We start from the raw sequence: 13,924 nt of genomic DNA, 5'->3' as shown, positions 1-13,924 counted from the left end.
TGTCACTCGCTCCTTGGTTTGGAGCATGATCCTTCCGGGACACCGGCTCCTCCGGATCATGCTTCTTATGCGCTGGCCTTGGCGTGACCGCCGAGATAGGCCGCGGCGATGGCCTCGTTGCCCCACAATTCGTCGGGCTTGCCGCCAAGCACAATTCGCCCCGTTTCCAGGACGAAGCCGTGATCGGCGACCGAAAGTCCCATGCGCGCATTTTGCTCAACAAGCAAGACCGTGGTGTCTTTCCTGATCTGCGAAATGATGCGGAACACCGCCTGCACGATGACGGGCGCGAGTCCCAGCGATGGCTCGTCCAGCAACAGCAGCCGCGGCTTCGCCATCAACCCGCGGGCGACGGCAACCATCTGCAATTGACCGCCGGACAGCGTCCAGCCCAGCGCGTCGGCGAAGGCGCGGATATCCGGGAACAGGTCAAACATCGCATCCGCCTCGCGCGAGATCTGCGCCGACGAAGCCTTTCGGTTCGACGCGCCGAGCATGATGTTTTCCTTGACCGTGAGGCCCGGGAACACCCGCCTGCCCTCCGGCACATGCGAGATGCCGAGCCGGACAATCGCTTCCGGCCCAAGGCCGGCGATCGATTGTCCATCGAACAGGATTTCGCCGGACGTGGGCTTGGCGAGCCCCGAGATCGCGCGAAGCGTGGTGGACTTGCCGGCGCCGTTGGCGCCGAGCAAGGTCACCACCTGCCCTGCCTCGACGGCGATGGTGACGCCGCGCAGCGCTTCGATCTCGCCGTAGCGGACCACGAGATTGCGGATTTCGAGCAGCGGCATCATTCGCTCCCGAGATAGGCGGAGACGACATCAGGATGGCGCAGCACGGCCATGGATTCGCCGTCCGCGATGCGGCGACCGAAATTGAGCACGGTGATGTGCTGGGCAGCTTCAGAGACGAGCGTCATGTCATGATCGATGATCAGGATGGTCAGGCCTTGCGCTGCGATGCGCTTGAGCAGTTCATGCAATTCGAGCTTCTCGGTCGAGTTCAGCCCTGCGGCCGGCTCGTCTAGCAGCAGCAGCGTCGGATTGGCGGCGAGCGCGCGCGCAATCTCGATCAGGCGCTGGTGGCCGTAGGAGAAGCTCGAGATCAGCTCATTGGCGCGGTTACCGAGGCCGACGAAATTCAGTGCCTCCATCGCGCGTTCGGTCAGTGCGTCCTCGCCCTTCCCGATCATGGTGTTGCCGGGCCGCTCGGCGCCGATCTCGACATTCTCGAGCGCCGTCATCGAACGGAACAGGCGGATGTTCTGGAACGTGCGCCCGAGGCCCGCAGCCGTGCGCTGGTGCGGCGGCATGTGGGTGATGTCGGTGCCGTCGAGCACGATCTTGCCCGAGGTCGCCTCGTAGAGGCCGGATAGCACGTTGAGCGTCGTGGTCTTGCCGGAACCGTTCGGCCCGATCAACGCGTGGACCCCGCCGCGCCTCACCGCGATGTCGACGCCGTCGACCGCTTTCAGGCCGCCGAAATGTTTCGACAGTCCGGTGACCTCCAGCACGTAGTCGCCGCCGACGGTCGCGGGCTTCAACTGCAGCGCGGCCGCCACAGGCGGCGCCTTGGTGTGCGCGCGCCAGCGGTTGAAGGCATCGGCGACGAAGCCCCAGATGCCGTCAGGCATGAAGCGGATGATCAGGATCACGAACAGGCCGTAAATAGCCAGGTACAGCCCGGGTACGCTCTTGAGGAAGCGCAGCCATTCCGGGATCAAGATCAGCAGGCCGGTGCCGATCGCCGAGCCGATCGGCGAAGCGACGCCGCCAAGCAGCGACATCGTCAGGAACACGATCGATTCCGCGAACGAGAATTGATCGGGGCTGACATAGGCGAAGCCGCCGGCAAACAGCCCGCCTGCCAGGCCGCCGAGCAGCGCACAGAGCGCGAAGGCGTAGATCTTGGTGCGGAACACATCGATGCCGTTGACGCCGGCCGCGAGTTCGTTGTCGCGCACCGCCCGCATCGCGCGGCCGAGCTTGGTATCGGAGAGATGCCAGACCAGATAGCCGACGATCGCGAGCATGGCGACGCAGAAAGCGAGATAGCTCTGCGACGTCTGGAACAGCTCGGGACGGCGGATATTGGGGACGCCGTCAGGCCCGCGCGTCAGCCAGATCGCGTTGATCATCACAAGCGTGACGATCTGCTGGAACGAGATCGTCACCATCGCGAGGTAATGCCCGCCGAGCCGCAAGGTCGACATGCCCAGGAACGCGCCGGCAAGCAGCGCGATGGCGCAGCCGCCGACGAGGCAGAGCCAGAAGCTGAGATGCAGGTCGGTCGTTCCAATGCCGACCGCATAGGCGCCGAGCCCGAAGAACGCCGCCTGCGCCAGATTGATCTGGCCGCACAGCCCGAGCACGACCGACAGGCCGAACACCGCGATTGAGAACGTCGTCGCCTGCAGCAGGATGTTGAGGATGTAGCCGTCGAACCGCAAGCCTGCGGCAAGCGCCACCAGGATCGCCGCACCGATGAAATACGGCAAATGGCGGATCACAAGCGGTTTGGAGCGGACGGCGGGTGCCGGGATCGGCACGTTGTCGCTGGGGGCGCTCATGCTTTCTCCGCCACGCGTTCGCCGAAGATGCCCTGCGGCCGGAAGATCAGGAAGGCGACCAGGACCAGGAAGGCAAAACCATCCTTGTAGGGAACCGAGATGTACGCCGCGCCAAAGGTCTCGATGACGCCGAGCGCGAGCCCGCCGATAATGGCGCCGGCGACATCGCCGAAGCCGCCGATAATGGTGGCCGCAAACGCCTTCAGCGCGATCGTCGAGCCCATCTGGATCGAGACGAACAGCACCGGCGCAACGAGAATGCCGGCCAGACCGCCGAGCACGGCGGAATAGATGAAGGTGATCATGATCATGGTGGAGACGGAAATGCCGAGCAGCGAGGCCATTTCCTTGTCCTGCGAGGTCGCCTGCAGCTTCTTGCCGAGCAGCGTCTTCTCGAAGAACCAGTAATTGAAGAACACGAGCGCGATCGTCACCGCGATGATCAACAGATACTGGCTATCGAGATAAACAGGACCAAGCTGGATGCCGGGCGTATCGAACCAGCCCTGCAGCACCTGCGGCTGCGGGCCGTAGATCGCCAGCACCGAATTCGACAGCAGGATCGAGGCGCCGATCGTGGCGATGATGACAGGCAGGAACGTGCGGTGGCGCAGCGGATAATAAACGCCGAGATTGAAGATCACGCCGAGCAGCGCCATCCCGCCGAGCGCGATCAGGAATGACAGCCAGTAGGGCCAGCCGAGATCGACAGCGAACACCACCATCAGATAGGCGGCAACCATGGAGAATTCGCCTTGGGCGAAATTCACCACATTGGTGGCGCGGAAGATCAGCACGAAACCGAGCGCGACCAGCGCGTAAACGGCCCCGATGCCGATGCCGGTAAACAGCAGTTGAAGGACGAGATCCATGACAAGCTTCGGTTAGGAGGAACCCAAAGAATTCGCCGAAAGGTTTTCGGCCTCTCCGTGGAGAACGAAGAGGCCGAAAACGTGGTCAATCGTTGAATTCAATGTGCTTGTCGAAAACGATATTGCCCTTGTCGTTTTTCACGATGTTGTAGCCGTGCAAACCGTCGCCGTTCTGGTCGAAATTATACTCGCCTTCGGCGCCGGGGAATTTCTTGATCGACAGGATCGCCTCGCGGATTTTTGCAGGCTCGGTCGAGCCGGCCTTGTTGATCGCCGCCGCCAGCACGGTGACCGCGTCATAGGGCCAGGAGCTCTGGTTATCCGGTGCGACCTTGACCGCATCACGATAGAGCTTGCCGAACGCCTTAGAAGCTTCGCTGGAATCTTCCGCGTAGTCCGCGACACCATAGGTGTTGTACAGCGCAGGCCCGGCGAGTTTCAGCGCGGTGATATTGACGATCGAGGGCGAGCCAACCCAGGGAATGTTGACGCCGAGCTGGCGCAACTGCCGGGCAAAGATGCCGAGGTCGTTTTCGAAGGTGAAGTAGGATCCGAGGATATCGGCGCCGGACTGCTTGATCGCGAGCACGACCGGAGTGAAGTCCTGGCTCTGGTTGGCATAGCCCTGGTCGAGCACGGGCGGGGCTCCGAGCTTTTCCAACGCAGCGGTCAGAGCCTTGCCACCTGCAGTGCCAAAAGCGTCGGTGGAATGCAGCACGGCCCATTTCTTCTTGCCGAGCGTGTTGACGCCATACTCGGCGATGACGCGCCCGGAATAGCTGTCATTCGGACGGAAACGGAACAGCCACTGATTGCCCATGTGCGTGAGGTTCGGATCGGTTCCCCCGATCATCACGGGCTTGCCAAGCTTGAGCACGTCGGGCGCCATGGCGTGCACCTGGGTCGACCTGATCGAACCAAGGAAGCCGACAATGTCGGACTGCGCAGCAAGCTTGGAGAAGGCCAGCACGATACCGGGATTGGTGGTCTGATCGTCTTCGATGATCAGTTCGGCCTGCTTGCCCAGGATGCCGCCGGCCTTGTTGACAGCCTCGAGTGCGAGCTTCGCGCCCTGGATGGCGTAGCGGCCGGATTCGGCAGCGGGACCGGTGACCGGCGCGCACATGCCGATCTTGATCGTGGCGCCTTGCGCTCTTGCGCTCGTGATGATGTGGGGGGCGGCAAGGCCGGCGACGACACCAGCCGCGAAATCGCGTCTCGTCAGTTTCATTGGTTTCTCCCTGAGGCCGGGCTTCTTCGTCGGCCCTTCTTGCTGTTGGCGATCCCGGGCGGGGCGCGAACCGCATGCGTACTTACGGACTCTCCGTCTCGGAGTAAATTGATATTGCGGTGTTTTCGACTAACGATGGAGATGCATCGCACAGGAAAGATGAATGCCGACGAGATCATGACTATTCCGGCAGATTCCGCGCGCCTGCCAATTCCTTTGTGCTCAAACGATGTGCAGGAAAGGCGAGCTATGCGTCCGAGCACACATCATCATGCAAATTTTGCATTTATTCGTCCGCCTCGCCCCTGCCCTCTTCCGCGCCTGACAAGCTCGCAAGACTTTCCTCGAGCGCGCCCAGCATGGCCTGCAGCTCAGCAAGCTTGCGCGCGCCGTAACGTTTTGTAATGGCGGCGTAGATCGCTTCCGATGTCGGCGCGACCGCTTCGATCAGCTTCAATCCCCTCGGCGAGATCGACACCACGGCGCGACGCAGGTCCGCCTCCGCCGCACGGCGCTCGATCAGGCCGCGCGCTTCGAGGTCGCGCAGGATGCGCGACAGGCTCGGCCCCAGCAGGAAAGCGAGCCGCGCGAGGTCAGTGACCTCGATCGACTCCACCGATGTGAGCGCGCGCAGGATGCGCCATTGCTGCTCGGTCAGCGCATGATGACGCAGAGAGGGACGGAACTGCCGCATCACGGCCTCGCGCGCGCGCAAGAGCGACATCGGCAGCGAGCGCGAGAAGTCGCGCATCGGCCCGTGCCGCTTTGTCTCTGGCGTCGCGCGCGGCCGCGAACCGTTCAAGGATGATTTCTTACCTGGCATCGTCAATCTTTTGCGGCGCAACAAAGCGCAAATCAATTTACGCCGATACATTTAACATGTTAATCATTCCGGCGCATCAGGAGCGATCCACCTTGCCGCATTTCACCATCGAATATTCGGCCAACCTGGATTCCTGTCTCGACATGGGCGAAGTGGTCGAACTCGTGCGCAAGGCGGCAATCGAGACCGGCATCTTCCCGCTCGGCGGCATCCGTGTTCGCGCCGTCAGATGCGAGCACTACGCGATCGCCGACGGCCGAAACGACTACGCCTTCCTCGACATGGTGCTGCGGCTCGGAGAGGGGCGCGATCTCGCAACCCGCAAGAAGGCGGGAGACCATATCTTCAGGACGCTGTCGACCTATCTCGCCCCGGTATTCGCGAGCGGCAAATTCGCGCTGTCGTTCGACATGCAGATCAACGACAAGGAGACGAGCTGGAAGCGCAACAACATCCACGATGCGCTGAAGGTGGAGACTGTCCATGGATAAAGCGAAGCCGAAATCGGCCGAACTATTCCAGGCCAACCGCGACCGCGCTGCGCCATTGCTGGCAAAGCTGAAGGCGGAGGGAATTGGCCACATGATCAACGGCAAGGTCGTGCCATCGATCTCCGGGCAGACATTTGAGACGAAGTCGCCGATCGACGGCGCCGTGCTGGCAAGTGTCGCGCGCGGCAATAATGAGGACATCGATCGCGCCGCGACCGCGGCCGCGCTCGCCTTCAAATCCTGGCGTGATATGTCGGCCTCGGTGCGGCGCAAGCTGCTCAATCGCGTGGCCGACGCGATCGAGGATCGTGCCGACGATATCGCGGTGCTGGAATGCATCGACACCGGCCAGGCGCATCGCTTCATGGCGAAAGCCGCAATCCGCGCGGCCGAAAATTTCCGTTTCTTCGCCGACAAATGCGCCGAGGCGCGCGACGGCCTCAACATGCCGAGCGACGAGCACTGGAACATCTCTACGCGCGTGCCGATCGGACCGGTCGGCGTGATCACGCCGTGGAACACACCGTTCATGCTCTCGACCTGGAAGATCGCGCCCGCGCTCGCCGCCGGCTGCACGGTGGTGCATAAGCCCGCCGAATGGTCGCCGGTGACGGCTGATCTATTGGCAAAGCTGGTGAAGGAAGCTGATGTCCCCGACGGCGTGCTCAACACCGTGCATGGTTTCGGCGAGGAGGCCGGCAAGGCGCTGACCGAACACCCCGCGATCAAGGCGATCGGCTTTGTGGGCGAGAGCGCGACCGGGTCTGCGATCATGGCGCAGGGCGCGCCGACCCTGAAGCGTGTGCATTTCGAACTCGGCGGCAAGAACCCCGTGATCGTGTTCGAGGATGCCGATCTCGAGCGCGCGCTCGATGCCGTCGTGTTCATGATCTACTCGCTGAACGGCGAGCGCTGCACCTCCTCGAGCCGGCTCCTGGTGCAAGAGAGCATTGCGGAACGGTTCGTCGAAAAGCTCACGGCGCGGGTGAAGGCGCTGAAGGTTGGCCACCCCCTCGACCCCGCAACCGAAATCGGGCCGCTGATCCATGAGCGGCACCTGGCAAAAGTCTGCGCCTATTTCGACGTGGCGCGGCAGGAAGGCGCGACGATCGCAGTCGGCGGCAAGCCGCATGACGGTCCCGGCGGCGGACATTATGTGCAGCCGACGCTCGTCACGGCCGCGCATTCCAAGATGCGGGTGGCGCAGGAAGAGGTGTTCGGACCGTTCCTCACCGTCATCCCGTTCCGCGATGAGCTTGATGCGGTCGAGATCGCCAACGGCGTGCAATATGGCCTCACCGGCTATGTCTGGACCGGCGACATGGGCCGCGCGCTGCGCGTGGCTGATACGCTCGAAGCGGGCATGATCTGGCTCAACTCGGAAAACGTCCGCCACCTGCCGACGCCGTTCGGCGGCATGAAATCGTCAGGCATCGGCCGCGACGGCGGCGATTATTCGTTCGACTTCTACATGGAAACCAAGCACGTCTCGCTGGCGCGCGGGACGCATAAGATACAGAGACTGGGAGTGTGATGGGCGCCACTGCATCGACAAAGACGGTGCCCCACCTCTCCCATAGGGAGAGGTCGAATTGCGCAGCAATTCGAGTGAGGGGTTGCGCTCTGTCGAGGGACCTGAGCCCCTCACCCGCGCCTACGGCGCGACCTCTCCCTATGGGAGAGGTGAAGACGAGACTGCCTTGAGCTAGGAGCAAAACATCGATGCCCGTTCCGCAGCACGTCTTCGATCCGCCGTTCAACATCATCCGCTGCAGCCACGTCGTGCTCGACGTGACCGACCTCGCCGCCAGCCGCTCGTTCTACGAGACCACGGTCGGGCTGCATGTCGAGGACGCGGACGACAAGGCAGTGTATCTGCGCGGCTCCGAGGAGCACCAGCATCACTCGCTGGTGCTGCGCAAGGCGCAAGTCGCAGCCTGCAGCCGGCTGGGCTTCAAGGTCGGCAATGATGGCGACCTCGACAAGGCGGCGGCGTTCTTCTCCGAACACGGCATCGACTATCGCTTCGTCGATCAGCCGTTCCAGGGCCGCACCTTGCAGTTCTCCGATCCGTTCGGCTTCCAGCTCGAGCTCTACGCGACGATGGAGAAGCGCCCGCACCTGCTCCGCCGCTACGACCTCTATAAGGGCTGCCATCCGCAGCGGCTTGATCATTTCAACGTCTTCGCCGCGGAACTGCAGGACACCATCGATTTCTACGCGCGGCTTGGCTTTCGTCTCACCGAATATGGCGAAGAAGATGGCCCGAACGGACGGATCGCCGCGGCATGGATGCATCGCAAGGGCAATGTGCACGACCTCGCCTTCACCAATGGCAAGGGCCCTCGCCTGCACCATTTCGCCTATTGGGTGCCGACGGCAATGAATGTGCTGCATCTCTGCGACGTGATGGCGTCAAGCGGCTTCCTGAAGAACATGGAGCGCGGCCCCGGCCGCCACGGCATCTCGAACGCGTTCTTCCTCTATGTCAGGGATCCCGACGGCCACCGGCTCGAACTCTACACCAGCGACTATTTCACGGGAGATCACGACCATGAGCCCCTGCGCTGGTCGCTGAAGGACCCGCGGCGCCAGACCTTGTGGGGCGCGCCCGCGCCGCCCTCCTGGTTCGAACAGGGCTCGCCATTCACCGGACAAGCGGTGCGGGAGCCGCTGTTCGTTGCCGACGTCACGATTGCGGATTGAGCGATCGGGCCCGAAGGCGTCGGTGTGTTGCGCAACGGCGTGGTCGACGAAGTCTGAGAAGCGGATGGATAACAGGATGAGCTCAACCAGCGGCGGCGAAGCGATCGTGGGCGGCCTCGTCGCCCACGGCGTCGACACGGTGTTCGGCCTGCCCGGCGCGCAAATCTATGGCCTGTTCGACGCTTTCCATCAGGCGCAGCTCAAGGTGATCGGTGCACGGCACGAGCAGGCCTGCGGCTACATGGCTTTCGGCTATGCGCGCGCGAGCGGCCGTCCTGGCGTGTTCAGCGTGGTACCCGGCCCCGGCGTGCTCAACGCCAGCGCGGCGCTGCTCACCGCTTTCGGTTGCAACGAACCGGTGCTCTGCCTCACCGGGCAGGTGCCGACTGCATTCCTCGGCAGAGGCCGCGGCCATCTGCATGAGATGCCGGATCAACTCGCGACGCTGCGCACTTTCGTGAAATGGGCTGACCGCATCGAATATCCTGATGCGGCGCCGGCGATGGTCTCGCGCGCATTCCAGGAGATGCTATCAGGCCGGCGCGGACCGACATCGCTCGAGATGCCCTGGGACGTCTTCACCCAGCGTGCGGCGGTCGCGCCATCAAAGCCGTTCGAGCCATTTCCGGCGCCACTGCCCGACCCTGACAGGATCAAGGCGGCGGCCACGCTGATCGCGGCGAGCAAGACGCCGATGATCTTTGTCGGCAGTGGCGCGATCGATGCGGGCGAAGAAATTCTTGAGCTTGCCGAAATGATCGACGCGCCCGTCGTCGCCTTCCGCAGCGGCCGCGGCATCGTCTCCAATGCGCACGAGCTCGGGCTGACCATGGCGGCCGCTTACAAATTGTGGCCGACGACCGACCTGATGATCGGGATCGGCACCCGCATGGAATTGCCGGCCTCGGGTTTCCGCTGGCCGTACCAACCCGGCGGCATCAAATCGATCCGCATCGACATCGATCCGGTCGAGATGCGCCGGCTGACGCCTGATGCTGCCATCGTGAGCGATGCCAAAGCCGGCACCGCCGAGTTGCTCGCGGCCGTGCGCAAGACTGGTTCTACCAAGAGCGGCGGCCGGCGAGCGGCGATCCGCGAAGCGACCGCGGCGGCTGCGCGCGAAATCCAGCGCATCCAGCCGCAGATGGCTTACCTGAAGATTCTCCGCGAGGTGCTGCCTTCGAATGCCATCGTCACCGATGAGCTCTCGCAGGTCGGCTTCGCCTCCTGGTACGGCTTTCCGGTGTACGAGCCGCGCACCTTCATCACCTCGGGCTACCAGGGCACGCTCGGCTCCGGCTTTCCGACCGCGCTTGGCGCCAAGGTCGCCCACCCCGACAAGCCGGTCGTGGCCATCACCGGCGACGGTGGCTTCATGTTCGGCGTGCAGGAGCTTTCCACCGCCGTGCAACATAGCATCGGCGTGGTGACGCTCGTGTTCAACAACAACTCTTACGGCAATGTGCGGCGAGACCAGCGCGAACGCTTCGATGGCCGCGTCGTGGCGTCGGACCTCGTCAATCCGGATTTCGTCAAGCTCGCGGAATCCTTCGGCGCCGGTGCCGCGCGCGTCACCTCGCCGGATCATTTCCGTCCTGCGCTGGAAAAGGCGCTAGCCGATGGCGGGCCATACGTGATCGCGATCGAGGTGCCGACGGATTCAGAAGTGAGCCCGTGGGCGTTCATTCATCCGCCGAAACCTTGAGGCTATCATTCCGGGATGCGCCGAAGGCGCAGGCCCGGAATCCATGGCGCCGCCGGGTCACGGGGTGAAATGGATTCCGGGTTCGCGCTGCGCGCGCCCCGGAATGACGGAGGAGAGCTACCGCGTCTTTCTAAAGGTCAGATTGATCCGCTGTCGCCCAAGCACCGGGTGCTCCCCATCGGCGAGCGGCGCGACGCCGTGGAAGAACAATCGCGACGGTCCGCCCCACACCACGACATCGCCATGCGTCAGCCGGTACCGAGCCGTTTTGTCGTTGCGCTTTGGCCCCCCAAACAGGAAGATCGCGGGCAGGCCGAGCGACACCGAGACGATCGGCGCGGCAAAATCCGTCTCGTCCTTGTCCTGGTGCAGCGACAGTCTTGCGCCCGGTTCGTAACGATTGACCAGGCAGGCATCCGGCGCAAAGCCGTCAAAGCCGCCCTCCGCCGCTGCCTCGCACGCCAGGCGCACGAGCACGGGCGGCATTGCCGGCCACGGCTTTCCGGATTCGGGATCGATGCCGTCGTAGCGATAGCCGCTGCGATCGGTGACCCAGCCGACCGCGCCGCAATTGGTCATCGCCACCGACATCTGATAGCCGCCGGGCGTGAACATGCGCCGGAACGGCGCCTGAGTGACGATCTCACGCAACGCCGGGATCAGTTCAGCATCCACTTTGCGCGCAAATCCGCGCAGGATCACCGCGCCTTCCGCGATCACCTCGCGGGCGGGGAGGTCGGCTAGGTTATCGAATAAGTCAACGGTCAAACCACAATACTCGCTTCGGTGTCGCTCATCACCCACACGCTGGCCAAACCAATCCGTTACCGCCACCCGATTTCCGCAAAGCGTGAGCCCCACCTACGGTGTCGTCCCGGGCTTGACCCGGGACCCATAACCACAGGCCTTCATTGTGTGCTCCGCTGCAACTGCTTGCACACCCCGCCATAACTTCCTGTGGTTATGGGTCCCCGCTCCCGGGCGCAATTGCGCCCTCGGCGGGGATGACGGCGAATGTGCGGACCGGCTATCCCCGCACCGGTAGCGTCACCACGTCATAGGCATGGCGGATCGTTCGCTTCAGCACCGGATCTTCCAGCTCGAACTCGAACCGGCTCGCCGGGCGGATGCCGCCTTTGGCGGCAAATGTGCCGCCGAACATGGCGCAGCCGTCGGGCAGGCCCTTGCCGTCGAAGCCGCGTGCGATCAGGTCCTTCACCGGCAGCATGCCGTCGAGCGTGCCTTCCTGGTACAGCACGCGGTTGCCATCGATCCAGGCGTGGGAGCGCAGGATCATCTGGTCCCAGTGGTCGATGACGTCTTCGAGCTCCCAGAGCTCGGAGGCGATCGGCTTGTCGCACATCTGCTTCGACACCGTGACGCTGTAGCTCTCGACCTTGCGGTCGGTGTGATCGGAGCCGCAGCCGACGAAGATGCGGCCCTGCCAGCCGATCAATACGAACTCGACCTCGCCGCTGGACTCCTCGCCGCAGACTTCGATCGAGTCCTCTGTGGTCAGCCGCCGCGCCGAGCAGCGATAATAGATCGGCGTCGTAGCGGGGCGCGCGATGCCGAGCGCCTCGAGCTCGGCGATATGCTTGTCGCGCGCCACCGGATCACGGCCGGTCCAGCCGGCGATCACGGCTTGGTCGATGGCGAGCGTCAGCGGCGTCGCCACGCCCTTGTCGTCGATGGTGAAAGTGAGGTCATACACAGATGATGGTCTCCATTGCGGCCGCGATCTCGAAGATGCGGCGATCCGATCCGCCTGCCGCCGCGACCATCAGGCCGACCGGCACATCATCTTCACGATGGGCCGGCAGCGAGATGGCGCAGCCGTCGAGCACGTTGATCAGCGTGCAGTTGCGCAGCGCGCGCAGATTTTCCGCGGTGAACGCCTTGTCGTCTTCAAGATCGGCGATCTTCGGCGGCGTGTTGGCCGTGGTCGGCAGCAGCAGCGCGTCATAGGGCGCGATGCGCTTCTCGGTGCGCGCGATGAAGGACTTTCGCGCGTTGAGGAGATCGATGTAGTCGGCGGCCAGATATCCCTCGCCGCGCGCGATGCGCGTGGCGACGCGGGGATCGTAGATGTCACCCTTGCTGGCAAGCAGATAGCGGTGCCAGGCATAGCTTTCGGACGCCGCAAACCCGCCCTTGCCGTTCATGATGCCGACATCGAGGAACTCCGGCACCTCGATCTTCTCGATCAGCGCACCCGCCTTCGAGAGCGCCGCGAGCGCATGGTCGAACGTCTTTGCCACGGCATCATCGAGATCATCGAGCGCAACCGTGGTCGGTACCGCGAACCGCAGGCCCTTCACCGGCCGCGGCTGCAGCGGCGTCACCGGCTCGCCCGCGAGCACGGCATCGAGCGTCGCACAGCACGCGACCGAATTGGCGAGCGGACCGTAGCTGTCGAGCGAGAACGACAGCGGCACACCGCCATCAAGCGGGATGCGCCGCTGCGTCGGCTTGTAGCCGACGATGCTGTTGAAGGCCGCCGGGATCCGGCAGGAACCGCCGGTGTCGGTGCCGAGCGCGCCAAAGGCCATGCCGTCCGCGATCGATACCGCCGCACCGGACGACGAGCCGCCGGGCACATGACCGACGCTGCGGTTGTAGGCGCTCTTCGGTGTGCCGTAATGCGGATTGATGCCGATGCCGGAATAGGCGAACTCGGTCATGTTGGTACGGCCGATCACGACGAAGCCCGCCGCGCGCAGCCGCGCCACCACGGGTGCGTCAGCTTCCGCCGGCGCGGAATCCTCCAATGCGCGGGAGCCGGCGCGGGTCACCTGCCCCTTGATGTCGAACAGGTCCTTGATCGAAACGGGAATGCCGGCAAACGGTGACGGCGCCGCGTGCGCCTTGCGCAGGCGGTCCATCGCATCGGCAGCATCGAGCGCAGCTTCCTTGTCGACGTGAATGAACACGCGTTGCCCCTCGCCCGCGGGATCGGCGATCTTGGCGAGGCACTGCTCGACCAGTTGGCGGGCACTGGTGCGGCCGCTGTCGAGGTCTGCGGCGAGTGAGGCAAGGGTCGGATTGTCAGGCATGGCTTTCGATTTCAGGTCTCTTCAGGCGCGTTGTTTGAGGCGCGGCAGATTTGCCGCGTGGCGGACTATTGCCCGAGACAGGCTGGCATACAAGCGCGCTGTCGTCTTCGGAATACCGCCATGCGATTGGGAACGCTGGACCGTTGACGACGGATAGTCAATTGTCGCATCACGTTTTTGAACGAGGCCTGACGGCCTGGATCCAGGGAGGATGCCGAATGGCCGAAGCTGCACGCGCAAAACCGAAACCGACGCCGGAAACCCAGCATTTCTGGGATGGCACGCAGGTCGGCGAATTGCGCCTGCAGCGCTGCGACGCCTGCTCGCATGTCTATTTCCCGCCGCGCCCGTTCTGCCCGTCCTGCGCCTCGCGCAAGGTCAGCGTGTTCAAGGCGAGCGGCAAGGGCACACTCTACAGCTACGTCATCAATCACCGTCCCGCTGCGCCCGGCTTCACGCCGCCTTACG

At 63.7% G+C, this 13,924-nt stretch carries 13 protein-coding genes; 5 read left to right on the top strand and 8 right to left on the bottom strand.

Going from position 1 to position 13,924, the window contains the following annotated elements; genetic code table 11:
* Window positions 1-65: 65 nt before the first annotated feature.
* The 5 genes from ACZXDY_RS21095 to hpaR all read right to left on the bottom strand — a co-directional run bounded on the left by ACZXDY_RS21095 (window position 66) and on the right by hpaR (window position 5,426).
* On the bottom strand, window positions 66-794 hold the full coding sequence (locus ACZXDY_RS21095) for an ABC transporter ATP-binding protein (RefSeq protein ID WP_464346806.1): 729 nt from the start codon (window positions 792-794) through the stop codon (window positions 66-68).
* Entirely contained in the window at window positions 794-2,572 is a 1,779-nt protein-coding gene (locus ACZXDY_RS21090; RefSeq protein ID WP_464346805.1) for a branched-chain amino acid ABC transporter ATP-binding protein/permease, read from the bottom strand. Before ACZXDY_RS21090 ends, ACZXDY_RS21095 begins: the two co-directional genes overlap by 1 nt.
* On the bottom strand, window positions 2,569-3,444 hold the full coding sequence (locus tag ACZXDY_RS21085) for a branched-chain amino acid ABC transporter permease (protein WP_028168644.1): 876 nt from the start codon (window positions 3,442-3,444) through the stop codon (window positions 2,569-2,571). Before ACZXDY_RS21085 ends, ACZXDY_RS21090 begins: the two co-directional genes overlap by 4 nt.
* A gap of 85 nt (window positions 3,445-3,529) precedes the next feature.
* A complete protein-coding gene (locus tag ACZXDY_RS21080; RefSeq protein ID WP_464346804.1) occupies window positions 3,530-4,675 on the bottom strand; it encodes an ABC transporter substrate-binding protein in 1,146 nt (381 codons plus the stop codon).
* A 286-nt stretch (window positions 4,676-4,961) separates the two neighbouring features.
* Window positions 4,962-5,426 (bottom strand): homoprotocatechuate degradation operon regulator HpaR, encoded by a 465-nt coding sequence (hpaR, locus tag ACZXDY_RS21075; RefSeq protein ID WP_051397253.1) that lies wholly within the window; start codon window positions 5,424-5,426, stop codon window positions 4,962-4,964.
* Between the two features lie 164 nt (window positions 5,427-5,590).
* Here hpaR and ACZXDY_RS21070 point away from each other — a divergent pair, with 164 nt between their 5' ends.
* From ACZXDY_RS21070 to ACZXDY_RS21055, 4 genes are all read left to right on the top strand, one after another.
* On the top strand, window positions 5,591-5,989 hold the full coding sequence (locus tag ACZXDY_RS21070; RefSeq protein ID WP_464346844.1) for a 5-carboxymethyl-2-hydroxymuconate isomerase: 399 nt from the start codon (window positions 5,591-5,593) through the stop codon (window positions 5,987-5,989).
* Window positions 5,982-7,523, top strand: a complete 1,542-nt coding sequence (gene hpaE / locus ACZXDY_RS21065) for a 5-carboxymethyl-2-hydroxymuconate semialdehyde dehydrogenase (protein WP_464346803.1) — start codon at window positions 5,982-5,984, stop codon at window positions 7,521-7,523. Before ACZXDY_RS21070 ends, hpaE begins: the two co-directional genes overlap by 8 nt.
* Window positions 7,524-7,711: 188 nt before the next feature.
* Window positions 7,712-8,695: a 3,4-dihydroxyphenylacetate 2,3-dioxygenase gene (gene hpaD, locus ACZXDY_RS21060; protein WP_464346802.1), complete on the top strand. Its 984-nt coding sequence runs from the start codon at window positions 7,712-7,714 to the stop codon at window positions 8,693-8,695.
* Between the two features lie 76 nt (window positions 8,696-8,771).
* On the top strand, window positions 8,772-10,400 hold the full coding sequence (locus tag ACZXDY_RS21055) for a thiamine pyrophosphate-dependent enzyme (RefSeq protein WP_464346801.1): 1,629 nt from the start codon (window positions 8,772-8,774) through the stop codon (window positions 10,398-10,400).
* 117 nt (window positions 10,401-10,517) lie between these two features.
* Here the strand turns inward: ACZXDY_RS21055 and alkB are convergent, their stop codons facing one another.
* From alkB to ACZXDY_RS21040, 3 genes are all read right to left on the bottom strand, one after another.
* The gene (gene alkB, locus ACZXDY_RS21050; protein WP_464346800.1) at window positions 10,518-11,168 is read right to left on the bottom strand and encodes a DNA oxidative demethylase AlkB; all 651 of its coding nucleotides are present in this window, start codon (window positions 11,166-11,168) and stop codon (window positions 10,518-10,520) included.
* A gap of 259 nt (window positions 11,169-11,427) precedes the next feature.
* Window positions 11,428-12,114, bottom strand: a complete 687-nt coding sequence (locus ACZXDY_RS21045) for a DUF2848 domain-containing protein (protein ID WP_464346799.1) — start codon at window positions 12,112-12,114, stop codon at window positions 11,428-11,430.
* Window positions 12,107-13,456, bottom strand: a complete 1,350-nt coding sequence (locus ACZXDY_RS21040; RefSeq protein ID WP_464346798.1) for an amidase — start codon at window positions 13,454-13,456, stop codon at window positions 12,107-12,109. Before ACZXDY_RS21040 ends, ACZXDY_RS21045 begins: the two co-directional genes overlap by 8 nt.
* Window positions 13,457-13,674: 218 nt before the next feature.
* On the opposite strand from ACZXDY_RS21040, the gene ACZXDY_RS21035 reads away from it, so the two are divergent.
* The coding region (locus ACZXDY_RS21035; RefSeq protein WP_464346797.1) for a Zn-ribbon domain-containing OB-fold protein at window positions 13,675-13,924 on the top strand (250 nt) is incomplete at its 3' end.

It is taken from the genome of Bradyrhizobium sp. LeoB3 (assembly GCF_055456055.1).
This window is presented reverse-complemented; position numbering and strand designations above follow the sequence as displayed.

Excerpts from the sequence above, each read along its gene's own strand:
- ACZXDY_RS21095 (WP_464346806.1), bottom strand. The coding sequence starts at position 794 with ATGCCGCTGCTCGAAATCCGCAATCTCGTGGTCCGCTACGGCGAGATC.
- ACZXDY_RS21090 (WP_464346805.1), bottom strand. The coding sequence starts at position 2,572 with ATGAGCGCCCCCAGCGACAACGTGCCGATCCCGGCACCCGCCGTCCGC.
- ACZXDY_RS21085 (WP_028168644.1), bottom strand. The coding sequence starts at position 3,444 with ATGGATCTCGTCCTTCAACTGCTGTTTACCGGCATCGGCATCGGGGCC.
- ACZXDY_RS21080 (WP_464346804.1), bottom strand. The coding sequence starts at position 4,675 with ATGAAACTGACGAGACGCGATTTCGCGGCTGGTGTCGTCGCCGGCCTT.
- hpaR (WP_051397253.1), bottom strand. The coding sequence starts at position 5,426 with ATGCGCGACTTCTCGCGCTCGCTGCCGATGTCGCTCTTGCGCGCGCGC.
- hpaE (WP_464346803.1), top strand. The coding sequence starts at position 5,982 with ATGGATAAAGCGAAGCCGAAATCGGCCGAACTATTCCAGGCCAACCGC.
- hpaD (WP_464346802.1), top strand. The coding sequence starts at position 7,712 with ATGCCCGTTCCGCAGCACGTCTTCGATCCGCCGTTCAACATCATCCGC.
- ACZXDY_RS21055 (WP_464346801.1), top strand. The coding sequence starts at position 8,772 with ATGAGCTCAACCAGCGGCGGCGAAGCGATCGTGGGCGGCCTCGTCGCC.
- ACZXDY_RS21040 (WP_464346798.1), bottom strand. The coding sequence starts at position 13,456 with ATGCCTGACAATCCGACCCTTGCCTCACTCGCCGCAGACCTCGACAGC.